This window comes from Acetobacter vaccinii, from assembly GCF_008365315.1.
GTDB classification, from domain to species: domain Bacteria; phylum Pseudomonadota; class Alphaproteobacteria; order Acetobacterales; family Acetobacteraceae; genus Acetobacter; species Acetobacter vaccinii.
This window is the reverse complement of sequence record NZ_CP043506.1, coordinates 1,542,394-1,567,637: the sequence shown is the minus strand read 5'-3', so window position 1 is coordinate 1,567,637 and position 25,244 is coordinate 1,542,394. Positions and strand designations below refer to the sequence as shown.

27 protein-coding genes are annotated in these 25,244 nt (G+C 61.5%); 15 read left to right on the top strand and 12 right to left on the bottom strand.

What is annotated here, in order from left to right; translation table 11 throughout:
• Positions 1–41: 41 nt before the first annotated feature.
• The 3 genes from FLP30_RS07050 (at position 42) to FLP30_RS07040 (ending at position 1,932) form a co-directional block, all read left to right on the top strand.
• On the top strand, positions 42–995 hold the full coding sequence (locus tag FLP30_RS07050) for a hydrogen peroxide-inducible genes activator (RefSeq protein ID WP_149279182.1): 954 nt from the start codon (positions 42–44) through the stop codon (positions 993–995).
• 120 nt (positions 996–1,115) lie between these two features.
• Positions 1,116–1,241: a type B 50S ribosomal protein L36 gene (ykgO, locus tag FLP30_RS07045; protein ID WP_003625637.1), complete on the top strand. Its 126-nt coding sequence runs from the start codon at positions 1,116–1,118 to the stop codon at positions 1,239–1,241.
• A 106-nt stretch (positions 1,242–1,347) separates the two neighbouring features.
• A complete protein-coding gene (locus FLP30_RS07040; protein WP_246856633.1) occupies positions 1,348–1,932 on the top strand; it encodes a tetratricopeptide repeat protein in 585 nt (194 codons plus the stop codon).
• Between the two features lie 149 nt (positions 1,933–2,081).
• Here FLP30_RS07040 and FLP30_RS07035 read toward each other — a convergent pair whose 3' ends face one another.
• Positions 2,082–2,978, bottom strand: a complete 897-nt coding sequence (locus FLP30_RS07035; protein ID WP_149279180.1) for a prephenate dehydrogenase/arogenate dehydrogenase family protein — start codon at positions 2,976–2,978, stop codon at positions 2,082–2,084.
• Positions 2,971–4,047: a lysylphosphatidylglycerol synthase domain-containing protein gene (locus FLP30_RS07030; protein ID WP_149280282.1), complete on the bottom strand. Its 1,077-nt coding sequence runs from the start codon at positions 4,045–4,047 to the stop codon at positions 2,971–2,973. Before FLP30_RS07030 ends, FLP30_RS07035 begins: the two co-directional genes overlap by 8 nt.
• A 211-nt stretch (positions 4,048–4,258) precedes the next feature.
• Here FLP30_RS07030 and hpnA point away from each other — a divergent pair, with 211 nt between their 5' ends.
• The 7 genes from hpnA to FLP30_RS06995 all read left to right on the top strand — a co-directional run bounded on the left by hpnA (position 4,259) and on the right by FLP30_RS06995 (position 12,478).
• Positions 4,259–5,257 (top strand): hopanoid-associated sugar epimerase, encoded by a 999-nt coding sequence (hpnA, locus tag FLP30_RS07025; protein ID WP_149279179.1) that lies wholly within the window; start codon positions 4,259–4,261, stop codon positions 5,255–5,257.
• A gap of 15 nt (positions 5,258–5,272) precedes the next feature.
• Entirely contained in the window at positions 5,273–6,469 is a 1,197-nt protein-coding gene (locus FLP30_RS07020; RefSeq protein WP_149279178.1) for a glycosyltransferase, read from the top strand.
• 101 nt (positions 6,470–6,570) lie between these two features.
• Positions 6,571–7,431 carry a squalene synthase HpnC gene (gene hpnC, locus FLP30_RS07015; protein WP_149279177.1) on the top strand — a complete coding sequence of 287 codons (861 nt, stop codon included), beginning with the start codon at positions 6,571–6,573 and terminating at the stop codon, positions 7,429–7,431.
• A 77-nt stretch (positions 7,432–7,508) separates the two neighbouring features.
• Entirely contained in the window at positions 7,509–8,408 is a 900-nt protein-coding gene (gene hpnD / locus FLP30_RS07010) for a presqualene diphosphate synthase HpnD (RefSeq protein ID WP_149279176.1), read from the top strand.
• A 22-nt stretch (positions 8,409–8,430) separates the two neighbouring features.
• On the top strand, positions 8,431–9,735 hold the full coding sequence (gene hpnE, locus FLP30_RS07005) for a hydroxysqualene dehydroxylase HpnE (RefSeq protein WP_149279175.1): 1,305 nt from the start codon (positions 8,431–8,433) through the stop codon (positions 9,733–9,735).
• A gap of 60 nt (positions 9,736–9,795) precedes the next feature.
• Positions 9,796–11,766, top strand: coding sequence for a squalene--hopene cyclase (gene shc, locus FLP30_RS07000; RefSeq protein ID WP_149279174.1), 1,971 nt, complete (start codon positions 9,796–9,798; stop codon positions 11,764–11,766).
• A gap of 4 nt (positions 11,767–11,770) precedes the next feature.
• Positions 11,771–12,478 (top strand): phosphorylase family protein, encoded by a 708-nt coding sequence (locus FLP30_RS06995; RefSeq protein ID WP_149279173.1) that lies wholly within the window; start codon positions 11,771–11,773, stop codon positions 12,476–12,478.
• Between the two features lie 61 nt (positions 12,479–12,539).
• Here FLP30_RS06995 and FLP30_RS06990 read toward each other — a convergent pair whose 3' ends face one another.
• The 6 genes from FLP30_RS06990 to FLP30_RS06965 form a co-directional block, all read right to left on the bottom strand.
• Positions 12,540–14,054, bottom strand: a complete 1,515-nt coding sequence (locus FLP30_RS06990) for an efflux transporter outer membrane subunit (protein ID WP_149279172.1) — start codon at positions 14,052–14,054, stop codon at positions 12,540–12,542.
• A 22-nt stretch (positions 14,055–14,076) separates the two neighbouring features.
• On the bottom strand, positions 14,077–14,988 hold the full coding sequence (locus FLP30_RS06985; RefSeq protein ID WP_149279171.1) for a biotin/lipoyl-binding protein: 912 nt from the start codon (positions 14,986–14,988) through the stop codon (positions 14,077–14,079).
• 26 nt (positions 14,989–15,014) lie between these two features.
• Positions 15,015–15,209 (bottom strand): DUF1656 domain-containing protein, encoded by a 195-nt coding sequence (locus tag FLP30_RS06980; RefSeq protein WP_149279170.1) that lies wholly within the window; start codon positions 15,207–15,209, stop codon positions 15,015–15,017.
• Complete coding sequence (locus FLP30_RS06975) at positions 15,203–15,715, bottom strand: MarR family winged helix-turn-helix transcriptional regulator (protein ID WP_149279169.1); 513 nt, start codon at positions 15,713–15,715, stop codon at positions 15,203–15,205. Before FLP30_RS06975 ends, FLP30_RS06980 begins: the two co-directional genes overlap by 7 nt.
• A gap of 134 nt (positions 15,716–15,849) precedes the next feature.
• The gene (locus FLP30_RS06970) at positions 15,850–16,275 is read right to left on the bottom strand and encodes a phage holin family protein (protein WP_149279168.1); all 426 of its coding nucleotides are present in this window, start codon (positions 16,273–16,275) and stop codon (positions 15,850–15,852) included.
• Positions 16,276–16,316: 41 nt separating this feature from the next.
• On the bottom strand, positions 16,317–16,619 hold the full coding sequence (locus tag FLP30_RS06965) for a hypothetical protein (protein ID WP_149279167.1): 303 nt from the start codon (positions 16,617–16,619) through the stop codon (positions 16,317–16,319).
• 73 nt (positions 16,620–16,692) lie between these two features.
• Between FLP30_RS06965 and FLP30_RS06960 the strand changes: the two genes are divergently transcribed.
• Genes FLP30_RS06960 through FLP30_RS06940 form a run of 5 tightly spaced genes read left to right on the top strand, consistent with a single transcriptional unit; the run spans position 16,693 to position 20,515 of the window.
• Positions 16,693–17,817: an ABC transporter ATP-binding protein gene (locus FLP30_RS06960; protein WP_149279166.1), complete on the top strand. Its 1,125-nt coding sequence runs from the start codon at positions 16,693–16,695 to the stop codon at positions 17,815–17,817.
• Positions 17,766–18,953, top strand: coding sequence for an extracellular solute-binding protein (locus FLP30_RS06955; protein ID WP_149279165.1), 1,188 nt, complete (start codon positions 17,766–17,768; stop codon positions 18,951–18,953). The genes FLP30_RS06960 and FLP30_RS06955 overlap by 52 nt, the downstream gene beginning before the upstream one ends.
• Positions 18,950–19,369 carry a hypothetical protein gene (locus tag FLP30_RS06950; RefSeq protein ID WP_149279164.1) on the top strand — a complete coding sequence of 140 codons (420 nt, stop codon included), beginning with the start codon at positions 18,950–18,952 and terminating at the stop codon, positions 19,367–19,369. The genes FLP30_RS06955 and FLP30_RS06950 overlap by 4 nt, the downstream gene beginning before the upstream one ends.
• Positions 19,366–19,833, top strand: a complete 468-nt coding sequence (locus tag FLP30_RS06945; protein WP_149279163.1) for a YcgN family cysteine cluster protein — start codon at positions 19,366–19,368, stop codon at positions 19,831–19,833. Before FLP30_RS06950 ends, FLP30_RS06945 begins: the two co-directional genes overlap by 4 nt.
• 31 nt (positions 19,834–19,864) lie before the next feature.
• Positions 19,865–20,515 (top strand): M48 family metallopeptidase, encoded by a 651-nt coding sequence (locus FLP30_RS06940; RefSeq protein WP_246856455.1) that lies wholly within the window; start codon positions 19,865–19,867, stop codon positions 20,513–20,515.
• On the opposite strand, the gene FLP30_RS06935 is transcribed toward FLP30_RS06940, so the two are convergent.
• Genes FLP30_RS06935 through FLP30_RS06920 form a run of 4 tightly spaced genes read right to left on the bottom strand, consistent with a single transcriptional unit; the run spans position 20,512 to position 25,106 of the window.
• On the bottom strand, positions 20,512–20,835 hold the full coding sequence (locus FLP30_RS06935) for a DUF3325 family protein (RefSeq protein ID WP_149279161.1): 324 nt from the start codon (positions 20,833–20,835) through the stop codon (positions 20,512–20,514). The two genes, FLP30_RS06940 and FLP30_RS06935, sit on opposite strands and share 4 nt — an antisense overlap.
• On the bottom strand, positions 20,835–22,391 hold the full coding sequence (locus FLP30_RS06930) for a PepSY-associated TM helix domain-containing protein (RefSeq protein WP_149279160.1): 1,557 nt from the start codon (positions 22,389–22,391) through the stop codon (positions 20,835–20,837). The genes FLP30_RS06935 and FLP30_RS06930 overlap by 1 nt, the downstream gene beginning before the upstream one ends.
• 1 nt (position 22,392) lies before the next feature.
• Positions 22,393–22,677: a hypothetical protein gene (locus FLP30_RS06925; RefSeq protein WP_246856454.1), complete on the bottom strand. Its 285-nt coding sequence runs from the start codon at positions 22,675–22,677 to the stop codon at positions 22,393–22,395.
• Positions 22,677–25,106, bottom strand: a complete 2,430-nt coding sequence (locus FLP30_RS06920) for a TonB-dependent siderophore receptor (protein WP_246856453.1) — start codon at positions 25,104–25,106, stop codon at positions 22,677–22,679. Before FLP30_RS06920 ends, FLP30_RS06925 begins: the two co-directional genes overlap by 1 nt.
• Between the last annotated feature and the right edge of the window lie 138 nt (positions 25,107–25,244).

Sequence of the window (25,244 nt, the reverse complement as noted above, 5' to 3'; positions counted from 1 at the left end):
TTACCGCCCTTCATCCATTCCGCCTCTATCAGGTGCCTGCCATGCTCCCTTTGCCCTCAGCCCAGCAACTCCGCTACCTGATCGCCCTTTCCGAACTGCGTCATTTTGGCCGGGCCGCAGCGGCCTGCGCGGTCACCCAGTCCACCCTGTCAGCGGGCATTATGGCGCTGGAACGCCAACTGGATGCCACCCTGCTGGACCGCACCGTTGGCAAGAAGGTTGTCTTTACTCCATTGGGGCACGAAATTGCCTTGCGGGCGCGGCAGGCCCTTCTAGCGCTGGAGGCGGTGCCGCAGATCGCCGCTGCCGCCCGCACCCCGCTGACTGGCCCCATGCGGCTTGGCATCATCCCCACCATTGGCCCCTTCCTGATCCCGCAGGCCGTCACAACCGTGCGGGAGCACTTTCCGCGCCTGAGCCTGTCCATTACGGAAGATACAACCGAGCACCTGCTGGAAAAACTGTCTCTAGGCCAGTTGGACATGCTCGTGCTGGCCATGCCCTGCCTGTGTGATGGCACCGAGACCCACCCCCTCTGGCAGGACCCGTTCCATGTCATCATGCCCCCAGGGCACCCTCTGGCAGCCTTGCAGGCAGTGCCAGTGGAGCAGTTGTCGGCCCAGAGCATGGTGCTGATGGAGGATGGCCACTGCCTGCGCGAACAGACGCTGGCCATCTGCCGCCAAGGCCCCAGCCGCAACGGGTCGGAAGGGGAAAGTGACGCCACCTTTACCGCCATGTCGCTACACAGCATGGCGGAAATGGTGGAACTGGGACTGGGCATTGCCATCATGCCCGCCATGGCCATTGATGGCGGTATCCTCCAGGGGCGGCGCATTGTTTCCAAGCCGTTGACAGGTGCCCCCGCCAGCCGCACCATCGGGCTGGCATGGCGACCACGGTCCCCCCGCGCCAGCGACTTTCGCGCTCTTGCCGACACGCTGGGCACGCTGGCCAGACCGCAAACCCCGCAAACGACAAAAAAAACAGGCTGAGACAAGGAAAAATGCTTCGGAAAAGCGGCGAATCTTGACTCTGGGCCTCGGCCCCGGTATGTGCCGTGCCACCTTATACAAGTTTATGCACTCACCAGTTACAGGCGGAGAATACGGGCCATGAAAATCAGAAACAGCCTGAAGTCAGCCAAGGTGCGCGATAAAGACTGCCGTGTGGTCCGTCGTCGTGGCCGGGTTTACGTCATCAACAAAAAGAACCCCCGCATGAAAGCCCGCCAGGGCTAAGGCAATGCCAGGACCAGCCTTTTGGGGCTGGGCCTTGCGGCCTGTCATGCCAGAAACCCGTTTTTCCGCCAGGCGGGGAAACGGGTTTCTGCTTTTTAGCGCCCTGATGGCGGCGTCTCTTGCGCCCCATGTCGGCCAGGCCGCCCCGCAGGCCCAGAATACCCCCAACACAGCACCGCAGCACAGCCAGCAGCCCCCTGCGGCCACAACGGCAGCGCTTGTCAGCACCCTGGCAACGCAGTTGGCCCACGCCCGCACTGTGGACGAGGCCCATACCCTGCAAGCCCAGTTGGAGGCCCTGCGCGCCTCTGGCCTTTCCCCCACCACGCAGTTGCTCGTGCGCCGGGCGGAAAAAGACCTGACCGCCGAAAAGCCTGATGATGCGGTGGAAGACATGGGCGATGCGCTGGCCCTGCAACCTGATCAGGCCATTCTGTGGCGCAGCCGGGCACAGATGCGGCTTGTCGCCGGAGCACTTGATGGTGCCGTGGCCGACCTTGGCCAAGCCCTCCAGCGCGACCCGACGGACGCTGAAAGCTGGTCCCTGCTGTCCAAGGTGGAAGAACACCGCAATGATGGTGCCGCCGCGCTAAAAGCCTGGAACAAGGCAACAGCCCTGAACCCGATGCTGGACCGCAGCCACAAACGCCAGGATAGCCTGCGCCTGAAAGCCTTTGGCCAGCCGAGCTGACCTCAGCCAGAACCATGTGCGGGTCCCTGGTTTTACCCTGAACCAATGGGGGCCAAAGCACCCTGTTCAGACCTCAGGGCCGAGCCTTGAGAGCATGCCGGGACCTCGCAGTCCCTGCCTGCCACACACCGCTTTTGATGGGCCGGCGTTCAGGCCTGCTGCTTTTCGATCAGGCTTTTTCTGATTTCGCGCCCACGCTCTATGCGGTCCACGATATAATCGGCATCACCCCAGCGGATGGCTCGGGCCATGGCCTGGGCATCTTCCATAAAGCGGCCAAGCATTTCCAGCAGGGCTTCTCGATTGGCCAGAAAAATATCACGCCACATCACGGGGTCTGACGCCGCAATACGCGTAAAATCCCTAAAGCCCGATGCTGCAAAATCCAGCACTTCGGAGCGCGTTTCCCCTGCCAGATCATCAGCCGTGCCGCAGATGGTAAAGGCCAGCAGATGGGGCAGATGGCTGACAATGGCACAGACCCTGTCATGATGTGCCGGTGTCATTTCCCGCAGGCGCGCGCCGCAGCGCTGCCAGAGTTCCCGCACGGCCTCGATCGCGCTGGCAGGCGTATTGTCCAGCGGGGTCAGCAGGCACCAGCGGTTTTCAAACAGGTCCACCAGACCGGCATCCGGGCCGGAAAACTCGGTGCCCGCCATTGGATGAGAGGGCACATACGGCACATCGGCCCGCAGGACGGGGCTTATGGCCTCAATCACCGAAACCTTGGTAGAGCCAACATCCGTCAGCACCGCCCCGGGGCGCATGAAAGGCAACACCTGGGCCGCCACATCCCCCATCACCCCGACCGGCACACACAGCATGACGCAATCAGCCTGTGCGGCTGCGGCTGCGGCATCCGTTGTTGCCTCATCAGCAATGCCCAGCTCCATCACGCGCTGGCATACAGCCGGGCTGCTATCCACAGCAATCAGTCGGCGGGCCAGCCTGTGCCCCGCCCGCGCACGCCGCAGGACGGATGAGCCAATCAGCCCCGGCCCGACCACCACCAGCGTGTCAAAAATAAAAGCAGTGTCATCAACCAAGGTGTGTGTCCTCCCCCTGGGCAGGGGCCGCAGCGCTGGCTCCAGCCGCCAGCGCCTGCCTGCGCCGCAGACCGCGCATTTCCAACACCTGCCAGATCAACAGCACAGGAATACCAATCACCAGTTCGCGCCCACGCCGCAGCAGCGACAGGCCAAGAGAGACCGACGCCTCGATACCAAACGCATGGCCCAGTGCCATGTAGGCCCCTTCCTGCACGCCCAGACTACCGGGCACCAGAAAGCCGACCGACATAATGGCGCAGGCCACGCCCTCAACCGCCACAGCGTGGGAAAAGGTCAGATGCACACCCAGATAGCCCGCGGTCAGCCAGAGCATGCCAGCCCCACCCAGCCACCCGACAAGGTGGTAGGCAGCAGAGGCCGCGATATGCCAGGGGCGACTCCATGCCGCCTCCAGCCGCTCCTGCATGGTGTCCATGCCGCTCAGCAGGCCGTCATGCCACTGCCCGGCCATGCTGCGGGTAAACGCACCACCAAAGCGGCGCAGCAGGTTGCCACCATTGCGCTGGGTCCAGATAAAACCAGCCACACCCAGCACAAGGAAAACCGCCCCGCAGATAACCGGCACCACCAGCGGGTTGGAGCGCTGATACGCCACAAGCGATGCCACAGCCAGCAGCACGAACACGACCTGCCCCATGACCTCGGTCGTAATATCCACCAGATTGGCGCAGGTCGCTTCCGGCAGGTCGATCGCCCGCCCGGAGGAGCCAGCACGGAAGCACGTGGCGCGCACGCCCAGCACCATCCCCCCTACTTGCGAGAAAGGCAGGCATGTTGCTGCCGCATCGCGCACCATACGCGCGCCCAGCAGCCGCAGATATCCGATTTCGGGAAAAGCCGCGTGCCAGGCCAGACCGAGCACGCCGTTCACCACCATCTGGCAGCAGATAACCACCAGAAAACCGCCAAACCCTATACTCAGGACAGCCCGCAGAACGGAATCGAAACCGCTCCACGCCATAGCGGCAGTGATGGCTACAAGCCCGAGAAAAGTGAGAAAAACCGTAAGCTTCTTCAAGACCCAAGCTCTATCTGGCCATGACACCTGCGGGCCTGCCCAGCCAGCAGGCTCGGCAGTTGGCCCGTTCAGGCGCATGTGTGAGTGATCCGCTCCCTTACACCACCACGGGGTCTGGCGCCACCTCAGGTGTCAGGATAAAGAAACAGACCAAACTGCGTGGCATAATGGCCAACGGCCCCGTGGCCCTGGCCTGTGCCATACCCTACTGCTTTTCCTGGGGAGAGTCCGTCCTATCATGACAGCCCAAACGCTTGTGACCGGCGCCACTGGTTTTGTTGGCTCCGCCGTAGCACGCGCCCTGCACGCGCGCGGACACTCCCTTCGGCTTATGGTGCGCGAAGGCAGCGACAGACGGAACATTGCCGACATCCCCGCCGACCTGGTGGAAGGGGACCTGTCCCGCCCCGACACCTTTGCCCGCGCGGTGGAGGGGTGCCGCTATGTCTTCCATGTCGCAGCCGACTACCGGCTGTGGGTACCCGACCCCGCCCCCATGATGACAGCCAATGTCGAAGGCACCCGCCTGCTGATGCTGGCGGCACAGGCCGCCGGGGTTGAGCGCATTGTCTATTGCTCCTCCGTTGCGGCTCTGGGACTGATCGGGGATGGCAGCATTGCCGATGAGACCACCCCCGTGCGCGAACATGCCGTTATCGGCATTTACAAGCGCTCCAAATACCGGGCGGAGCAGGATGTGCTGCGTCTGGTGCGCGAACGCGGCCTGCCTGCGGTTATTGTCAACCCGTCCACCCCCGTTGGCCCGCGTGACATCAAACCCACCCCCACCGGGCAGATGATTCTGGATTGCGCGGCAGGCCGCATGCCCGCCTATGTCGATACCGGCGTGAACATCGTGCATGTGGATGACGTAGCCGAGGGCCATGTGCTGGCACTCGAACGCGGCCAGATTGGTGAGAAATACATTCTGGGCGGGGAAAACTTTCTCCTGCGTGACCTGTTCGCCATGGTGTCCGAGATCGCGCATGTTCCACCGCCGCGCATCAGCCTGCCGCAGGAGGTCATCTGGCCTGTTGCCGTAGTGTCAGAATGGCTGTCACGCAGCTTTGGCATTACCCCCCGCGTCACGCGGGAGATGCTGGCCATGTCGCGCAAGAAAATGTTCTTTTCGTCCGACAAAGCCATCCACGAACTCGGTTACGCCCCCCGCCCGGCCCACACAGCGGTGGAGGACGCCATTACCTGGTTCCGCGACAACGGCATGCTCAAAGCGTAAGGGGCAACCCGACCTATGGCATTGCTGCTTCTGTCCATCCTGTGCGCCTTGATCTGGGCCGGGCTGATTTTCTGCCACGGCCGGTTCTGGCAGGCTGGCCCTGTCCTGCGCCCGCAGGCATGGCATGGTTCCCCTACGCCTCAACCCGACACGACCGCCCCGGATGTCACCGTGGTTGTGCCTGCGCGGGATGAGGCCGAGTCGATCGAAGTCGCCTTATCGTCCCTGCTCGCGCAGGACTATCCGGGCACACTGCGTATTATTATGGTCAATGACCGCAGCACGGACGGCACGGAAACTTTGGCACGTGCCTTGCCCGACCCGCATGACCGCCTGACCGTGCTGGACGGTGTCCCCCCGGAAGCAGGGTGGAGCGGCAAGCTCTGGGCCGTGTCGCAAGGTGTGGCCCATGCCGAGCGGCTGACCCCCGACAACAACGGCTTTATCCTGCTGACGGATGCCGACATCATCCATGCTCCAGCCCATGTTTCGACCCTGGTGGCCAAAGCGCTTGTGGACCAGGTCCATCTGGTGTCGGAAATGGTCGAGCTACAGTGCGAAAGCCTGGCCGAGCGCGCCCTTGTGCCCGCGTTTGTGTTCTTTTTTGCCCTGCTTTACCCCTTTGCCCGCGTCAACAACCCCCGCAGGCGCACCGCTGGGGCGGCCGGGGGGACAATCCTGCTGCGCCGCGACATGCTGCGCCATATTGGTGGGATTGCGGCCCTCAAGGGCGCGTTGATTGACGACTGCACACTGGCAAGCTGTGTCAAACAGGCTGGGGGGCGGCTGTATCTGGGCCATTCCTGTCTGGCACGCTCCATCCGCCCCTACCCCGGCCCGGCTGACATCTGGCGCATGATTGCGCGCACGGCCTATGTGCAACTGCGCTTTTCCCCCATCCTGCTGGTGCTGACCGTACTGTGCATGGGCGTGGTCTGGATTGCCCCCATGGCACTGGCACTGCTGGCCCATGGTCCGGCCCGCTGGGTCGGGGCCATGGCATGGCTGGCCTCCATGGGGTCGTTTGTACCCACGCTCCGGCGGTTTGGCCTGTCACCCCTGTGGGCTGTTGCACTCCCTTTCATTGCCCTGTTCTACACGGCGGCCACCATCGGCTCGGCAGTCAACCACCACCGCGGACGTGGAGTTGTATGGAAAAACCGGGCCTATACCGACGCCATCCCCAACGACGGCCGCGCCGACCCGGTATAACCCCCCGGCCCAGCCCCCGACCAATGGGGGATAGGCAGTGCCGGTCGCCTCGTGTAAACCACTGCACTGCCCGAAAGGACTATTCACAGCAGGGTTGAGGCATGACTGACGATACAGGCGTATGGGGGACAGCCGATGTCTCCTCCGGCAAGGGCGCATCCGACGAGAACTTTCCCGTAGGCTCCCTGCTGCTCAGCAAGGCGTTGCGCCCGCATGTTCACGCCTATTACGCATACGCCCGTGTCATTGATGACATCGCCGACAGCGAAACCCTGACACCGGATGAAAAGGTCGCCCGGCTGGACGCCATGGAGCAGGTGCTGCATGGCACACGCCAGCCCATTGAGCGTGCGGATGCCCAGAGTGCGGCCCGGCTGCGTACCTCGCTGTTGCAGACAGGTGTGCCGTTTGAAACCGCCACCGATCTGCTGATTGCCTTCCGTGACGATTCCCGCGGCCACCAGTACCAAAGCTGGGACGACCTGCTGCAGTACTGCCGGTATTCCGCCAACCCGGTCGGGCGCTACCTGATCGGTCTGCACCGCGAAACCGACAACGCCTTTGCCGCGTCGGACGCGCTCTGCACATCCTTGCAGATTCTCAACCACATGCAGGACTGCGCAGGGGACCTTGAGCGCCTCAAGCGCTGCTATATTCCCTCGGACATGATGCGCCAGGCAGGCACGGGTCAGGACGACCTGCGGGCAAGCCGCACCTCCCCCGCCATGCGCCGTGTCTTCAACACCATGCTTGACCGTGTGGATGGGCTTAACCAGCAGGCCAACGCCCTTGTGCCGCATATTCGCGACCGCCGCTTCCGTATGGAATGTGCTGCCATTGTCAGCCTGGCACACAGGCTGACCCTGCGCCTGCGCCGGGAAGACCCGCTGGCTGGCCGCGTTGCCCTGCGCCGGACAGACGCCATGCATGCAGCCATTGCTGCCCTGCGGGCATGGTGTTGACCTTTCCGAATGAAGAAACTTCTGTAAAAAGAGGCCAGCTTCAATGGTCGTGACCGAACAGAGCAGGTAGAAAGCGCGTGACAGCCCAACACATCCAGACGCATGACGAGCCGACACCCCTCGGCTGCGATCCTGCCGATCTTGCATGGGTGGAAAACACCGTCCGCCAGGCCGGGACCTCCTTTGCCTCCGGCATGCGTATTCTGCCGCCCATGCGCCGCTACGGCATGTATGCCATTTATGCCTTCTGCCGCGTGGTGGACGACATTGCCGACGGCCACGACCCGCTGGAAGAACGCACACGCGCCCTGCAGGACTGGCACGCCCGGATTGCCGCTCTGTATGAAGGCCCGCAGGTTGCCCCGAAGGAACCGCTGGAACGCGTGCTGCTGGCTGCCATCCACTTTTTCGCACTCCGGCAGGAAGACTTTGCCGCCGTCATCGACGGCATGCTGATGGACACCCAGACAGCCATTGTCGCGCCTGATGAAAAGACGCTCGACACCTATTGTGACCGCGTGGCCTCGGCCGTCGGCCGCCTGTCCGTGCGTATTTTTGGAGAATGTTCGGACCTGGGCGACAAGGTTGCCTACCATCTGGGCCGGGCATTACAATTGACCAACATCCTGCGTGATATCCCAGAGGACGCAACACGCGGGCGGCTCTACCTGCCATCCGACCTGCTGGACCGCTTTGCCGTGCCCCATGACCCCGTGCGGGCACTGACGGCTCCGGGTCTGGAGGGTGTGTGCCGCATTCTGGCAACGCGCGCGCAGGACCATTTCCGCACGGCCTTTACGCTTATGAAGTCCTGCCGCCCCAAGGCCATGATGCCCGCGCGCATTATGGGGGCCAGTTACGAATCCATCCTCTACGCCATGCTCAAACGTGGCTGGGCACCCGCAGTCCTGCGGCAGAGGGTCCGGACCAAGCTGCCTGCCAAGGCTGCACGCTTCGTTCACTCCTACCTTCCCTAAGACACACGGCGGAACGGGCACAATGGCAGGTATTCTGCACATTATCGGTGGTGGCATGGCAGGCCTTGCGGCTGCGGTCGACGCGGCTGGCGCTGGCATGCATGTTGTCGTCCATGAAGCGGGCCGAAGCTGCGGCGGGCGCGCCCGCTCCTATGAGGACAAACACCTGGGCTGCCGTATCGACAACGGCAACCATCTGCTGCTGTCCTCCAACAAAACCGTCTTTCGTTACCTGACCCTGACAGGGGCATTGGACACGCTGGCTGGCCCCGGTGCCCCGCTGTTCCCCTTTGTTGACCTTGCGGAAGATGCACGCTGGACGCTGGACCTGTCACGCGGGCGTATGCCGTGGTGGGTGTTCCAACCCCACCGCCGTGTCCCGGACATGCGCCTGGCGGAACTGCGCAGCCTGTACAGCCTGATGAATGCCCCCGACAACGCAACGGTTGTGGACTGCCTGCTGCCCGGTGCGCTGTCGCGCAGGTTGCTGGCGCCCTTTGCCATTTCGGCCCTGAATACCGACTGCGAAAGCGGCAGTGCCGCGCTTCTGGGCGCGGTCGTTCGCGAGTCCCTGTCGCTCGGGGGGGATGCCTGTGTCCCGTGGTTTGCGCGTGATGGCCTGTCCGAATCTCTGGTGGACCCGGCTCTGACCTACCTGCGCTACATGCAGGTAGAAGTCCGCACCCAAAGCCGCATTACCGGGCTGGACGTGGCGCATGGGCGGGTCACAAGCCTGCAAACCCCTGATGGTGACATTGCCCTAGGCCCCGATGACCGGATTATTCTGGCGGTTACAGCCCCAGTGGCACACGGCCTGCTCAGCCCGCATCTGCCCGCGCTGGCTGTTCCCACCGAGTTTGAGAGCATCCTCAACCTGCACTTCCGGCTGGATGAAGCCCCTCAGCCTTTGGGCTCCTTCGCCCAGTGCGGCTTTATCGGTGTGATCGGCAGTGTTGCGGAATGGGTGTTCCTGCGCGGCTCCGTACTGTCTGTGACTGTCAGTGCCGCCAACCGGCTGGCCAATCAGGACCCGGACCATCTGGCAGACATTATCTGGCAGGATGTCCGCCGTGCCTGCGATACGGCCCTGACCCAGCCCCTGCCCGCACGCCCCGCGGCCCAGCGCGTAGTGTGGGAAAAACGCGCAACCTTTGCCGCCACCCCGGCCCAAAACCGTATGCGCCCAGGCTCTGCCACACCGCTGGTCAACCTTGCCCTGGCAGGAGACTGGACCGCAACGGGCCTGCCCTCTACCCTTGAAGGGGCCATGCGTTCAGGCATTAGGGCTGTGGAAGCCCTGGGCCTGAAAAACCCCACCGATCCCTGAATACAGCAGACCACGGGTGCCCCCGCACCCACACACGTCAAGCAGAAAGGAATTCCCGACATGCCCGCTGACGGCAGCGCTCTTTCCGACACCCCCCTTTCCCGGGACGACCTGGACCGCGCAGTCAGGAATGCTCACGCGACCCTGGCTGGCGCACAGCAGGGTGACGGGCATTGGGTGTACGAACTGGAAGCCGACGCCACCATTCCGGCGGAATACATCCTGCTTGAACACTTTCTGGACCGGATTGACGACGCGCTGGAACAGAAAATGGCTGTTTACCTGCGCCGCATCCAGAGCGACGTGCACGGTGGCTGGCCGCTGTACCATAACGGGGACTTCAACATCTCCGCCTCGGTCAAAGCCTACTTCGCACTCAAGGCCGTTGGGGACGACATTAACGCCCCCCACATGCGCCGCGCGCGCGAGGCTATTCTGGACCACGGCGGGGCAGAACGCACCAACGTGTTCACCCGCTTCCAGCTTGCACTGTTTGGTGATGTGCCATGGCGGGCAACGCCGGTCATGCCAGTCGAGCTTATGCTGCTGCCGCGCTCGGCCTTCTTCTCCGTCTGGAACATGTCCTACTGGTCGCGCACGGTGATTGCGCCGTTGCTGGTACTGGCCGCCCTGCGCCCGGTTGCCATCAATCCCCGCCAGATTCATGTGCGCGAACTGTTTGTCACCCCGCCCGAAAAGGTAACGGACTGGATCCGTGGGCCTTATCGCTCGTCCTGGGGTTATGTGTTCAAGGGGCTGGATGTCGCGCTGCGCCCGCTGGTGCCGCTTATCCCCTCCAAAACCCACCAGAAGGCCATCAAGGCTGCGATCGACTTTATTGAACCCCGCCTGAACGGGCGTGACGGTCTGGGCGCGATCTACCCGGCCATGGCCAATGTGGTCATGATGTATCGGGCAATGGGTGTGGCCGACACCGACCCCCGCGCCGCCACGGCGTGGGAAGCGGTGCAGAACCTTGTTGTTGAAAAAGACGACGAAGCCTACTGCCAGCCCTGTGTCTCCCCCATATGGGACACCGGGCTGTCCGGCCATGCCATGATCGAGGCCGCATCTGGCCCCAATGGCGTTGCCCCCGCCGAGACACTTGAGGATATGAAGAAAGCCTGCGCCTGGCTGCGCAGCAAGCAGATCCTTGATGTCAAAGGGGACTGGGCCATCAACAACCCCAACCTGGCTCCGGGTGGCTGGGCTTTCCAGTACGGCAACGACTATTACCCCGATGTGGATGACACCGCAGTTGTGGGCATGCTGCTGCACCGTGAGGGCGACCCGGCCAGTGCAGAAGCCATTGAACGCGCCCGCCAGTGGATTATTGGCATGCAGAGCACCGATGGTGGCTGGGGTGCATTTGATATCGACAACAACAAAGACCTGCTCAACCACATCCCCTTTGCAGACCATGGGGCGTTGCTTGACCCCCCCACAGCCGATGTGACAGCGCGCTGCATTTCCTTCCTGGCCCAGCTTGGCAACCCGGAAGATGCCGCTGTGATCCAGAAAGGGCTCGACTACCTGCGTAAGGAGCAGGAAGCCGATGGCTCCTGGTTTGGCCGCTGGGGCACCAACTATGTGTATGGCACATGGTCTGTCCTGTGCGCCTTCAACGCGGCTGGCATTTCGCATGATGATGCCGCAGTGGTGCGGGCCGTGGAATGGCTGCGCGCCATGCAGCGCCCCGATGGTGGCTGGGGCGAAGGCTGTGAATCCTACGAAAACGGGCCGCGCGGCACCTATGGGGAGAGCCTGCCCTCCCAGACCGCATGGGCAGCGCTGGGCCTGATGGCTGCTGGCCGCCGCGACGACCCTGCCGTATCACGCGCCATGTCCTGGCTGGCCGACCAGCAGGATGAAACCGGCGCATGGCACGAAGACCCCTACAACGCGGTTGGCTTCCCCAAGGTGTTCTACCTGCGCTACCACGGCTACAAGCAGTTCTTCCCGCTTATGGCCATGGCGCGCTATCGTAACCTTGAAAGCAGCAACACACGGCGTGTTGGCTTCGGGTTCTGATACCATGGCACTTGCGGCAGTACAGTATCCCCTTTCCAGCCCCGGCATTCTTGTCGGGCTGAAGGCCGAGGCCCGTCTGGTGCGGCGGATATTCCCCCGCGCTGCCATTGCTGCAAGTGGCGCCACGCGCGATGGCGCGCGGCGTGAGGCCGACAGGCTGGCTGCCTGTGGTGCCAACTGCCTGATGTCCTTCGGGCTGGCTGCCGGGCTGGACCCGTCCCTGCCCGCAGGGACAATCCTGATCCCTGACAAGGTACAGGGGTGGGGCAATGTCTGGGCGTGCGACCCCACGCTGCGCCACATTCTGGGTGGCAATCAGGCCGGGACCATCAGTGGTCCGCTGCTGCATAGTGATGATGTCGTGCTGGACGCCGCCCATAAGGCAGAGCTGTTTGCGGCCTCTGGCTGCAAGGCGCTGGACATGGAAAGCGCTTTTCTGGCCCGCGCGGCAGAAGAAGCCGGGTTGCCGTTTGCCGTGCTGCGGGTTGTCTGCGACCCGGCAGACCGTACACTGCCGCCCGTGGCAGGGTGTGTGCTCTCCCCCGATGGCGGATTGAAAATCGGGGCACTTCTGCTGTCGCTGTTACGGGCTCCAGGCCAGATTGGTGGCCTGATCAACCTGGGGCGTGATGCGGCAAAAGCCCGCACCGCCATGCTGGCGTTTTTTCAGGATCAGGACAGCAGACCTGCCTTCCGCCAGTTAGCACAATAATTTTTCTCTGCTCCCACCTGCCCGGCAAAGCACCATGGGCAGATGGGGCAGACAATGCAGCTTACTGCTTGAACGCCCGCGCCAGCACGTTCTGCGTCTCCAGCGAGACTGGCAGGGTCGAATTGGTCAGGGCAACGCCTTTCCAACCCGCGCCAAGGGCTGTGTACAGGTTCACAGCGTCCTTCAGCCGTTCCAGACGGGCCAGGGCTTCCATATTCTGGGCCTTGAGTGTTGTGCGCTCGGTTGTCAGCACTTCCAGAAAGCCAACCAGACCAGCCCCATACAGCTTGCGTGCACGGTCACTGGCGGTGGCACTATCTTCTGCCGCCTTATGCAGTTGCTCGGCATATTCAATGTCATCATGCCAAGCAGCCATGGCGTCTTCCACCTCTTTAAAGGCGGTCAGAACGGTCTGGCGGTAGGTCAGGCGGGCAGCCTCGGCCGTCGCCTGTGCAGCCCGGATTTCTGCCGTCATCTTGCCGCCGTGCATCAGCGGCATGCTGGCCATCAGCAGGAACTGCCAGCTCATGCCATTGACCTGAAAGACCTGATACATGGCCGAAGCGTTGGGGTTAAAAGTCAGCGGCACCACAAAATGCGGGTACAGATTAGCAACCGAAACCCCGATCTGCGCCGTGGCCATCGCATATTTGCGTTCGGCCATACGAATATCAGGGCGGTTGGCAATAACAATGGAGGGCATGGCCGCCGGGAACTCCGGCACCACAGGCAGAGGACGCGGCTGCTTAAGCTGTTCCTCCAGTTCCCCCGGCATTTTGCCCAGCAGCACGGCAATAGCGTGCGTCAACTGCGATACCCGCGTGCGCAGGGGCTCACGCTCGGCAATCTGGGCGTCAAGCTCGGCCTGAGCCTGCGCGATCTGGAGGGTATTGCCCACCCCTTCACGGTACAGGCGGCTGCTCAGGTCCAGCGCGTCCTTGGCAACACGGATGTTGTCGGTCGCAATGCCGATCTGCAACTGCGTCACGCGCAGCAGCATGTAGTCCGATGCCAGTTCGGACAGCAGACCCATCAGAACAGCGCGACGGGCCTCGATCGTGGCTTCCACCTCGCGCTCATGGGCTTCCACATCACGCCGGATACGGCCGAACATATCCAGCTCCCACGATGCTGTCGCACCATAGGTCAGCATGGAGGCACCGGGCCTGTTGGACGGGTTGCCGGGGCGGATAGGCCAGTTGTCGATATTGATGGAGTAGCGGACATCCCCGCCCCCCATGTTGGCATCCATCTGCGGGTACCACTGCGATGCCGAGCGGTCACGCATGGCGCGTTCGGCCAGAATGTGCTGGCCTGCAATCTGGAGGTCGTAGTTGCCTTTAATGGCATCCTGCACCAGATGGGTCAGAATGGGGTCTTTAAAAAGAGCCCACCACTCTGTCATTTCCTTATTGGTGCGTTCGATCTCTTCCGGCGTGGCCGGGTGTTCCTCTGCCGCTTCCTTGAAGGAGGCTGGCAGCTTCATCCGGTCTGGCTGGTAATTTGGCCCCACTGTGCAGGCCGACAGCATCAGCGATGCTGCCAGACATGCCCCCAGGCGAGAATGACCCTTCATGACTTTCACCCTCGGCCCATGATCACAGATGGTCCTGCAACCATGTTGTCAGCTTGCCCCTGCGGCCACGCGGCTCCGGACCGACACTTACAGTCGCGGTCATGCCTGCCGCCAGCGTGATACTGTCGGGCACATGGTCGAGGTGGATACGCACGGGAATACGCTGTGCCAGACGCACCCATGTGAAGATGGGGTTCACATCCTGCAGGCCCAGCTTGTCGGGGGCACCGTTGGTGTCGTTAATACCGCGGGCAATGCTGGCCACATGGCCCATCAAAATGGGTTTGTAGCCCATCAGCTTCACCCGGGCCTCATCACCCACATGCACGCCCCACATCTTGGTTTCTTCAAAATACCCGTAAACCCAGAAGGAGTCCGCGTCGATCACGGCCATACGCGCCTGCCCGGTGGAAGCAAAATCGCCCACACGCAGATTGAGGTTGGTGACATAGCCGTTGACCGGAGAATACAGAATGGACCGCTGAAGGTTCAGCTTGGCCACATCCAGAGCTGCACGTGCGGCATCAACTGCTGCAATCTGTGTGGCCACGCTGGAGTTAAAGACTTCCTGCTCTTCCGCCGACACAATGCCACCCAGGCCCATACGGCGCTTGGCGTCGTTGCGCTTGAGCTTCAGATCCTCCAGCGCGCCGTCCAGACGGGCCTGCGCCTCGCGGATAGCCAGGCGGAAGCGCACGGGGTCGAGCACAAACAGCGGGTCGCCCTTGTGGACATACTGGTTATCGACCACCGGAATCTGCACCACCGTGCCAGAAACTTCGGGCGCCATATCCACCACATAGACGCGCACACGACCATCGCGCGTCCAGGGCGAGATCATGTAGACGTTCCACAGGGTAATCCCCAGGACAATGGCCAGGGATACGACCACCAGGGTCAGGACAACTCGGATCAGGGTGCGCAGAAAGGGCATTGCGGCGACTCAAAAGCCTTACAGGGTCAGACGTAGAGGATCAGCAGGCACAGGATGCAGACGTAAAGCGAAACTTCGAACAGCGCGATATGCCAGAACCAGCCCAGCAGGCCGCTCCACCACAGCACGAACCGAACACACATGGTTATCGGCAAAGCCGCCAGCGCGTAGACAACAATTGGCGCCATGAAGACGCCAAACAGGTTGAATTCTGTCAGCATGACGCGGGCCTTGCCCCATCTGCACTGGAGGGTGCTGGTGGCTCATCCCGGTTGCTCTGGGCTGCATTTTCAATACAGTCGAGAATATCGCGGCAGTCCTGCAGGTTCTGCTCCGACACATCGGCGGTCAGGCGCACGGCCACAGAATCGGCCACCCGGGTGACCAGCGCGGCCACCTTGCGGCCTTCTGCCGTAATGCTCACCAGTTTGGAGCGCCTGTCCTCATCATCCGCGTCGCGGCGGACGTAGCCGCGCTTTTCCAGCACATCAAGCAGACGGACGAGGGAGGGAGCCTCCAGCGACAGGGAGCGGGCCAGATCGGTCTGGCGCATGGGGGTGCTGGAAAAATGAAGGTGGTAAATAGGGCGCCACGTTGCATCGGTCAGGCCAAATTCACGCAGATCACAGTCGATCTCGCGCCGCCACATGGATGCAAGTCTGGCAAGCCGGTACCCAAAGGAGCGCCGGATATCACTTGCCATGACCGTATGAAGTTGAGGTTCCATTCACTGCCCAAGCCTGCGGGTGCACATACAATTATGTGCACCCGCGAAATCACGCCCTACTTTTTACAGAAACAATGCGGCACGCCAGTGCAAATTTGGAATGGAACCTATGGCCCAGACCAGACTGGACAGATTCAGTACTTTTTACGGCGCACCAGATCCCACACGCTCCGCATGCCGCCACGGCCCATGGCGGTCGCCACTGTGGCAGTCACAGCGGCCATGGTCACGGATTCGCGCATCTGGGTCAGGTAACGGTCACGGGCAATCCGGGCTTCCACTTCCTCGACCGTCAGGTACGAGCGGCGGCCAAACAGCACGCACACGACAGCGGCCAGCACATCCAGCCCGAACACCACGAAGGACGCGCCAACGGGGCCAAAATGGGCAACAAAAACCAGCAGAATCCACAAAAGCCCATGCCCGGTGATCAGGGCAAACGCCCCGAACACAGCCGCAAGCACCAAAAACGCAGCCTGGCGGCCATAGCGTATGGCCATCTGCTGCGCCACACTGGACTGTGCACTAAGGGCGGATTTACCAAGATCAAGGATACGCATGGGCTCTGCAGTTACCTTCCTTCGGGGGTGGCGCTAAACAGTCAGCGAGACAACCGCCCGAGGATAAAGCCTACCACGCCTGAAATGGCAATGGACACCCACGATGTCTGGCCCCGTGCCCGCTTAGCAAGGTCATGCTTGGTATGATCGGCCAGTTCCTTGGCATTGGCAACCGCCTGCTCGGCCACCACACCCGCCTTGTCCCCGGCACGGCCCAGTGCTGGCACAACATGCTGGCTGAGCAGACGTTCCAGATGGGCCTTGACGGCCTCGATTTCCTCACGCGCGCTTTCGCTCACGGCTTCACCAGCGGCTTTGACATCCTTGATTTTATCCGAAGACATGCACTTCATCCCTTTCGTGCGAGTCAGTGAAATGACACCATCATTTCAACACCCAAACCGAGGATTCAGTTGCATGCAAGCTGTGCATGGCTCGCCCACAGCCCTGTCACTTCACGATTTTGCGTTCCAGCCCGCTACCCCCCCACTCACCCTGGACATTCACAGAGGGGAATGTGTGGCCCTATTGGGAATCGGGTCGGACCCGCACGATATTCCCCGCCTGACAGATGCGCTGACAGGCCGCAGCCCCCTGCTGGGCGGCAACCTGATGGTGGAAGGGGTGGATGTTACCACCAATGCCCCTCCTCACCTCCGGGGCATTGCCGCCATTGGTCCGCAGGCCCCCCTGTTCCCGCATCTGAGCGTGCTGGACAATATTCTGTTCCCCCTGCGGGCCACCAGAACATTGCCGGACGCCGAAATACTGCGCCGCGGGAACGAAACCCTGGCCCTGACCGGGCTGGACGCCCTGCGCGACACACCAGCGGGCAGGCTGTCGGGGTTGCAGTCTTTCCGGGCGGCCCTTGCCCGTGCGCTTATCCGCACCCCCAGCGTGCTGGTGCTGCAACAGCCTTTTGACACTCTGGACCAAACCGCGAGCGAGCAGGCCATGGCCATGCTGGACCGCCTGCGTCATGCAATCGGGCTGAGCGCCCTGCTGCTGACCCGCAGCCGTACCGAGGCCCTGATGGCCGCAGACAGAACCGGCATTTTGGAAAACGGTGCCCTGATCCAACTTGCCACCGCCCCCACCCTGATGGACCGCCCCGCCAGCAGCAGCGTGGCCGTAGCCATGAGCAACGCCAATGTCCTGACCGGCAAGGTGCTGGATATAGACGACGACACCGCAATCCTGCGCCTGCCCACGGGGGAAACGGTGGAGGCCGCAACCACCCCCATGCTGGAAGAAAACGATCTGGCCAGCATCTGTATTCCACCAGACCGGCTGTCCGTCCTGTTCCCCCGCCAGATGGCCGCCGATACCCCCGAAGCGGGAGATGTTATCTGCACTCTTGTTTCGGCCCATCACCTTGGCCATACCATCGCCATGCGGCTGCGCACGCGTGACGGCACGGAAATACTGGCCCAGCGCCCCCCGGTACACACCACCCGCGACCTGGCCGCAGGCCGGCAGGCCGTGCTGGCGTGGCAGGCGCGGAATGCCATTGCCTTTCCGATGGACCAGAAAACCGGCTAGACTGGTATCGTCGTTCCCCCAAGTTCCAGACTCGCAAGAGGTTTCCCCTGCTTCCACGTCCCTTCCCGCGCAAGACCCCTGTGGCCCCACAACCCGGTGCTGGCCATATGGGGTCTTCCCTGCTGTCGCGTCGCTCGGCCCTTCTTGCCGGGTTGGGAGTGCTGTTGCCTGCCGCCGTGTCCAACGCACAGCCCCGGCACCGCCAGCGCCACGTCGCCCCGGCGCGGCTGACGGTGCTCAGCTTTGCAGGCAGGATCACCCAAACCCAGAAGGCGGTGCTGTTCGGCCCTTATGCCCATATGGCGCACCACCCCATTGCCCTGCACCCCTGGAACGGCAGCCTAGACAGCCTGCGCCAGCAGGAGGCCCACCACCCCGGCCGGATTGCTGCCTGCATGATGGAAACCAGCAGCCTGCACATGGCCTGTGGCATAGACCTGCTGGCCCGCGAGGGGGCGGATACCCCGGCCAACGCCTGTGGCAAGCCTTCAGCCTCCATCGACTACGCCATGGCCTGGGACCACGCCCGGCTGGACAGCCCACCCAACTGGGCGGACTTTTGGGATGTCGCACGCCACCCCGGCCGCCGAGGCCTGCGGAACGACCCGCGCACAACGCTGGAAGTCGCCCTGCTGGCCGATGGTGTGCCGCCTGACATGCTGTACCGGGTGCTGTCCTCACCCGAGGGCGTCAACCGGGCCTTCCAGAAGCTTGACCAGATCCGCCCCTACATTGCGTGGTGGTCCACGCCGGAAGACGCCGGGCGTATTCTCAAATCCGGCGGTGCGTTAATGGGGCTTGTGCCCACGGGTGAAATCCTGGGGGATGATCCCACCAACCGCCAGCGCTTTGGCCTGTACTGGCCCCAGCGGCTGCAAGTCCATTACTCCTGGGGGCTACCACTGAGTTCCGCCACCAACGCCACCTGCCTCAGCCTTGTGACATGGCTGGAAGAGCCCGCCCAGCAGCAGGCTTTTGCCAATGCGTGGCCCAGCCTGCCCTCCATGCAGGACATCGCGCTGACCGAGACCAAGACAGGCCCCATTCCACCCCCTACACAGTTGAACGACAGTTTCTGGAACACTGCCCTGCCGACCCTCGCCCCCCGTTTCCAGCGCTGGGCCCGCCTGCCGTGATCCCGCTTCTGTTAACCACCGGGCCTTATGCCCCTGTACTGTCTGGCCTGATTATTCTTGTTGTCAGTTTTGCCGCCACAGCGTGCCTCCTGCTCGGCACCGCGCTGGCCCGGGCCGGGGCGGTGCTGTATATGCTCTGTCTGCTCCTGATCGTGCCAGCGACCGCACTGGCGCTGGGGCTGCCTCTGCTGTGGCAGAATACGGCCACACCATTTGCGCAGGCTGTCTTGCTGGTCCCGCTGCTGGCACTGCCCCTGTCGCTGCCCCTACGCACACTGCCTGCAAGCTGGTCCGCCACAGCGGTGGAACTGGGGGCCGACCGAGCGCAGCAGGTCCGCCTGCTCTGGTGGCCCCTGCTCAAAACTCCGATGCTGATCAGCCTGAGCCTGACCCTTGTTTGTGGAATTCTGCAATGACCGACACCACCACCGCCCCCTACTGGGAAACCACCGCATTGCAGGACATGACCCGCCCACAGTGGGAGGCCCTGTGCGACGGCTGTGGCCGGTGCTGCCTGCACAAGCTGCGCGATGATGACACGGAAGAACTCTATTATACGTCTGTCGCCTGCCGCCTGCTGGACGTTGGCACGTGCCAGTGCACGGACTATCCCAACCGCCTGCGCAAGGTACAGGACTGCGTGACCCTGACCGCAGAGATGATCCCGCAACTGGACTGGCTACCCCCTGACTGCGCCTACCGCAGACTGTCTGAAGGGCTGCCCCTGCCAGACTGGCACCCGCTGATAACGGGCACGCCTGACACGGTCATCTCCTCCGGGGCATCGGCAGCGGGTCGCTGCATAAGCGAGCGGCGGGCGGGTGCATTGGAGGACTACATTGTGACATGGCCGGGGGAACCTGCCACTGCTGCCGGATAACATCACCCTTGCGCCTCTTGGGGCTGTGCGTGTGTTCTGGCGGCTCTCGCCACGGGCCAGAAGGCTCTCACTGCGCATTGCCCCACGCGACCACGCGCTGACAGTCACTGTCCCGCAGTCCTGCCCACCGGCTCAGGCGTTAGCCTTTGTCCACAAAAATACGGGCTGGATTGTCAGCCGCCTGCAACGCCTCGCCCAAGGCCCCAGCTTTACCGCAGACAGCCTGATTACAATTGAGGACAAGCCCTACCGTATCCTCCACGCCCCCACGCGCCACGGCGGGGCCTGGATTGAAAACGACACCCTGGTCATTACAGGCGATGCCGCCTTCCTCAGCCGCAGGGTCATGCAGTATCTGCGGCAGCATGCGACCCGCGCCCTGGGCCGAGACCTACGCGCCATGGCCCAGGCCGCAGGGTTAAAACCCGGCAGGCTGGACATACGCGACCCGACCAGCCGCTGGGGCAGTTGTTCCAGCACAGGGCGGATCATGCTGTCATGGCGGCTGATCCTGGCCCCCCACCCGGTGCGCCATTATCTGATCGCCCACGAACTCAGCCACCTTGCCCAGATGAACCACAGCCCGGCATTCTGGAAACACGTTGCAACCCTGACACCACACCGCGATGTGGCGGAAAACTGGTTGCGCCACCACGGCCCTTTGCTGTTACGGGCGCGCTAAACGCCTGCGCTTTGCATACGCCGTGCCAGCGGTGCCAGCAAGGCAGGATACCAGCCCAGCACCAGAGTCACCGCACAGGCACACACCGCCATCAGCCCGACCCACAGCAAAGTGCCAAAACCACCGCCATCATGCACGACGGCGCAGACCAGCGACAGCACCAGCAACACTGATGCCACACACCGTATCAGTGTTGCCCTGCTGGCGGGCAACTCCGCCGTCCCCGTTGCCCGCCGATGTGGAAACTGGGTCAGTGCCAGCAAGGAAAATGTAAAAAACAAAAGGACTGATAACGCTGGATAAAAGAAGAAGCCAGGCATTATGCAGCCTTCCTTACTGACACAGGCAAAGCAGCCCCGCTCTGCTGCCGTGCCTTGCGCGACAGACGCACCGCCGCCAGCAAGGCCAGCCCGGCCCCCAGCAACAGCACCATATCCATTCCACCCACTGGCCAGAGCCAACGGTGCAGCAGAGTCCGGGCGAGGTGGTCGCCTGTGGTCACCCAGTTGAGGACAACGGCCAGCACAGCCAGCAGGCTGATAGCCGCACTCTGCACCCCCCAGACCTTACGCGGCCACACCCAACCATGGACAAAGGCCACCAGCCAGACCGCGTAAAAACTCCAGACTTCCAGTGCTGAACGATCCAGCCCCCAGCACCGCGCACCCGGCGGCAATAACCGGTTAGCGACAAAAAATGCCAATGTTGCCAGAATAATGCCTGTCACCGCCCCGGCTGACAGCCCTTCCACCAACCGAAAGCCAAATGTTGCCCCCTGTTTTTTACGCCGGGAGTCCAGCCAAAACAGAAAGCCAGTAGCAATAAGCGTGCACCCGCCAAGGCCAAGCACAAAATACAGCCACCGCAGCAACCAATGATGGAAATGGACAAAATGCAGACCGCTGAGAAAATGCTGCACACGAATAATAGGCCGGACAGTAGATGACTGTGACACGATTTTTCCTGTCACAGCATCAAAAGCAACAATCGCCCGGTCCATGACAACCTGCTGCTCGCTCTCTCGGAAAAACGCCACCCTGGCATTGGCCGCACCCGGACGCGCCACAAGCACCAGACCGGGCTGCGTACCACCCCAGAGTTGCCGGGCAGTGGCTTCCATGTCATTCAAAGCAGATTTTGTATTATCCGGCTTACCCGGTTTTCCTGCCAGAAAACCAAGGCTATTGACCTCGTTAAAATAACTTCTGGGGTTATCATACAGTGCATTTACGCCAGAGGGAAAATACGTAACGCCCAGAATAGCCAGACCGGAAAACGTAATGACAAGGCAGAACGGCAGGCCAAGAACACCAGAAATATTATGCACATCCAGCAAAACACGGCGTGCCTTCTTGTCCGGCCGGAATGTGAAAAAATCTGCGAATAGCTTGCGGTGGATAATAACGCCCGTCACGCACAGCGCCAGCATGGCCATGGAGGAAAGACCGACAAGCCACTCCCCCAGCCCCATAAAGCGGAGTTCCAAGGTATAATGGAACGGGAAGATAAACCCCGAAGCCCCTAGCGTTCCGGCCTCTGGTAAAACCTGCCCTGTATGGGGGTCAATATCATGGCTGATGGATTTTCGGCCAATCCGGTACCGGACTTCGGCAACACTCTGGCGGTCATTGGGGAAAGAGACATTCCAGAACGCTGCTTTATGGGCCGCAGCTTCTTCCAGAAACGGACGGAATGTTTCAAGCGGCAGTGTCTGTTGGGCTGGTGCTATGCGTGTCGCGGGCTTCATCCACTGGTCTATCTCGCTATCAAAGACCGAGAGTGTGCCCATCCAGAAAATAGCGAACAGAAAACACCCCAGAACAACACCGGCCCAGGTATGCAGCCACCCCATAGAACGCCGAAAATCCTGGTCCATATCAGTGCCCATGCCCCATGAAAGCGGTTAACCCATACCCAGACACTGTAAGAAGAAAGAACACAACAAACGGCCGCCACAGCGTGGCAGAGGCAAAAACCCACAGCAGAAAACAGAGATACACCACAAAAACCAGCAACATGCCCAACGTGGCGGCCTCGGCCCTGGGCATGCCCAGGGCTGCCAGCATCATGCACAGCAGAACCAGGACCGAGGCCGAGGCTAGATACCCGCCACCTATGGCAAGCCCAACCCGTGCGGTGGTTTTAAGCCATGGGGGTGCCATCAAAAATCAGCCGCGACCGAAAAACGGAATGTTCTGGGTGCACTCAGGGACAGGTAATTATACCCGCCGGAGTTCCAGTAGCGCTCATTGGCCACATTATCCACATTCAGCAGGAACGAGAGTTTTCCTGTCTCAGACACCGGGTTTTTCATAACGTAGCGCGCCCCCATATCCAGCCTGACCCAGCCGGGAATACTCCTGCGATGGGCTGCATTTTCGATATATTGTGAACTGGTATACATAATATCGGCCGTTACCGAAAAACCTTTGACGAATGGGACATCATAATCAAGCCCCATATTAAAGTTGACGGGCGATGTATTGGGCGCACGTTTGCCATCATACAGACCGCCCTGTGTTTTTGTCAGGATCGGGTCCAGCAGCATGATCCCCCCGGCCACACGCAGGCCGTGCACGACCTCCCCTGCAATATTCAGCTCCAGCCCACGGTTACGCTGTTCACCATTCAGCGACATGATATTGGTCGTGTTGTCATAAACAGTGCTCGGCTGAGATATCTGGAACACATCAAACGTAACAAGGAATTTTTTTAGGTCAGCCTTGATCCCAATTTCATATTGCGTCGATTTGTAGGGCGCAAAAATTTCCCCGGCATTGGCATAATTGGTGCCAACGGTTGTGCCCTGCTGCAAGCCCTGAATCCAGTTCCCATAAATGGAAACATTTTTAAGGGGCTTGAAGACTGCCAGCACAGAGGGGCTGATAGCCGTCTGGTCATAACTGCTGGTTGCCTGCCCCGTGGTTGCACTGATATTGGCAGACTGCACCTGCTGCACCCGGAAACCACCCGTGACCTGAATACGTTTGTCCAAAGCCGACACCGTGTCCACAAAAGCAAGGCTGGACAAGGTGGATGTGCCTGTGGTGGGGGAAGACCCAGGCACCGCGACATCATGGTTGAGCAGGAAACGATCTTTCCCGCTATACATATTGAGGGAATAGGCTGAAATACTGGAGTTGGAGCCAAAAATACGGCCCATAGTCAGGTCCAGCCGGTTGGCGGAAAATGCCAGTTCCTGCGTAACAGGGCCAGTTTTGACAGACCCCCGCACCCCGACCTCGGCTGTCAGATAGCGGCCGTTCTGGGCAATGCCCACGGGTACGGCCCCTGTGCCATTCCCCAACGCATCCTTGACAACAACCTGCTGGGAATACGCCCCCCTGAAGCTGTAATCATGCACCCCAACGCTGCCATACGCTGTGAAATTACGAAAAAGATCGACCTCACCACGGAAGACACCAAAAATGTCTTCCCCTGTCATATAGCTCCAGGGCAGGTCAAAGTTACGCTTCACCCGGCCTGCGTCAGGCACCGGCGCACCGGATGCAAGAGAAACAAAGGGAATAACACCGTCAATTTCACGGTGCTGGTATCCAAAATCGGTTGAAAGCCGGACCCGGTGCAGGCGCAGGTCAACCCCGGTGGCAACCAATGCGGTCTTGAGGTCACTATACGGCGTGGCGGTCGGGCCGGAGCGGATCATACCGTTGATACGCACCCCAAGCTGCTTGTCCTTGCCAAACCGCCGCCCGACATCGGCATGGCCACCAAACTGGGCGTTGGACGTATAATCGGCCTCGATTTTGGAAATGGGCGTGTCATGCGCGCGCTTGGGCACAATGTTGACCACACCGCCCACAGCCCCGCCGGGCGACATGCCATTGAGCAACGCAGCAGGGCCACGCAGGACCTCCACCCGCTCTGCCAGTTCGGAGGTAATGCCGCTAAAAGGCATCATCCCATACAGGCCACCGTATGACATATCCACGTCATCGAGCGTAAAGCCACGGATCTGAATACGCTCGACCCCGGCTGTGCCTGTGGCAAAACCACCCCGTATGGAGGGGTCATCCTTGAGGGCATCCCGCACGCTTCTGATCTGGCGGTTTTCTATAAAGGCCGCGGTATAGCTGGTGGCGTTGAATGGCGTGTCCATCGCGTCTTTGTTGCCCAGCATGCCCAACTGCCCACCACGGGCAATTTCACCCCCCGGCAGGGCGGGCGGCAGGTTGCCGATCATGCCTGTTGCGGGCACGGTTTCATGATAGGTGCCCCCCACGCGGATTGGCCCCAGCATAATGGCGGAAGAGGGCTTCATGACAGAAATACGAGTACCAGAGCGTGAAAACGTATAGCCACTGCCAGCAAGAATACGCGACAGGGCGTCGTCCGCTGTCATGGTGCCGGACACAGCATTACCCCGCAGGCCACGCACCTTGTCCATGTCATAAAAAATCTGCAAGCCAGCAGCCCGGCTTAGCGCCAGCAAAGAACTGTTGAGATCACCCGCGGGGATATTGACCGACAGGGTGGGCTGCCCTGTCGGACTGGCAACAGCACTCGGTTGTGCATAAGCCGCAGAGCTCCACACCGCCCCCCCGGCAAAGGCCAGAGCTGTCCCAGACATAACCCCCCACAGTGCTGCCGTACAGTATTGACCCCGCCTGACCGGCCGACGCACCTTTTCCACAGTCATCCTCATCTCACTCCACGGCGACACTCCCGGCATAACCGAGAATGAATTGCATTTGCTTCTTGTGAGTAG

Bases quoted from the DNA above. Each gene is read 5' to 3' on its own strand.
- ykgO (WP_003625637.1), top strand. From the start codon at position 1,116: ATGAAAATCAGAAACAGCCTGAAGTCAGCCAAGGTGCGCGATAAAGAC.
- FLP30_RS06960 (WP_149279166.1), top strand. From the start codon at position 16,693: ATGCAAGCTGTGCATGGCTCGCCCACAGCCCTGTCACTTCACGATTTT.
- FLP30_RS06980 (WP_149279170.1), bottom strand. From the start codon at position 15,209: ATGCTGACAGAATTCAACCTGTTTGGCGTCTTCATGGCGCCAATTGTT.
- FLP30_RS06935 (WP_149279161.1), bottom strand. From the start codon at position 20,835: ATGCCTGGCTTCTTCTTTTATCCAGCGTTATCAGTCCTTTTGTTTTTT.
- FLP30_RS06925 (WP_246856454.1), bottom strand. From the start codon at position 22,677: ATGGCACCCCCATGGCTTAAAACCACCGCACGGGTTGGGCTTGCCATA.
- FLP30_RS06945 (WP_149279163.1), top strand. From the start codon at position 19,366: ATGACCGACACCACCACCGCCCCCTACTGGGAAACCACCGCATTGCAG.
- FLP30_RS07020 (WP_149279178.1), top strand. From the start codon at position 5,273: ATGGCATTGCTGCTTCTGTCCATCCTGTGCGCCTTGATCTGGGCCGGG.
- hpnA (WP_149279179.1), top strand. From the start codon at position 4,259: ATGACAGCCCAAACGCTTGTGACCGGCGCCACTGGTTTTGTTGGCTCC.
- hpnC (WP_149279177.1), top strand. From the start codon at position 6,571: ATGACTGACGATACAGGCGTATGGGGGACAGCCGATGTCTCCTCCGGC.
- FLP30_RS06975 (WP_149279169.1), bottom strand. From the start codon at position 15,715: ATGGAACCTCAACTTCATACGGTCATGGCAAGTGATATCCGGCGCTCC.
- FLP30_RS06995 (WP_149279173.1), top strand. From the start codon at position 11,771: ATGGCACTTGCGGCAGTACAGTATCCCCTTTCCAGCCCCGGCATTCTT.
- FLP30_RS06930 (WP_149279160.1), bottom strand. From the start codon at position 22,391: ATGGACCAGGATTTTCGGCGTTCTATGGGGTGGCTGCATACCTGGGCC.
- FLP30_RS07040 (WP_246856633.1), top strand. From the start codon at position 1,348: ATGGCGGCGTCTCTTGCGCCCCATGTCGGCCAGGCCGCCCCGCAGGCC.
- FLP30_RS07050 (WP_149279182.1), top strand. From the start codon at position 42: ATGCTCCCTTTGCCCTCAGCCCAGCAACTCCGCTACCTGATCGCCCTT.
- shc (WP_149279174.1), top strand. From the start codon at position 9,796: ATGCCCGCTGACGGCAGCGCTCTTTCCGACACCCCCCTTTCCCGGGAC.
- hpnE (WP_149279175.1), top strand. From the start codon at position 8,431: ATGGCAGGTATTCTGCACATTATCGGTGGTGGCATGGCAGGCCTTGCG.
- FLP30_RS06985 (WP_149279171.1), bottom strand. From the start codon at position 14,988: ATGCCCTTTCTGCGCACCCTGATCCGAGTTGTCCTGACCCTGGTGGTC.
- FLP30_RS06970 (WP_149279168.1), bottom strand. From the start codon at position 16,275: ATGCGTATCCTTGATCTTGGTAAATCCGCCCTTAGTGCACAGTCCAGT.
- FLP30_RS06965 (WP_149279167.1), bottom strand. From the start codon at position 16,619: ATGTCTTCGGATAAAATCAAGGATGTCAAAGCCGCTGGTGAAGCCGTG.
- FLP30_RS06990 (WP_149279172.1), bottom strand. From the start codon at position 14,054: ATGAAGGGTCATTCTCGCCTGGGGGCATGTCTGGCAGCATCGCTGATG.
- FLP30_RS06920 (WP_246856453.1), bottom strand. From the start codon at position 25,106: ATGTCTGGGACAGCTCTGGCCTTTGCCGGGGGGGCGGTGTGGAGCTCT.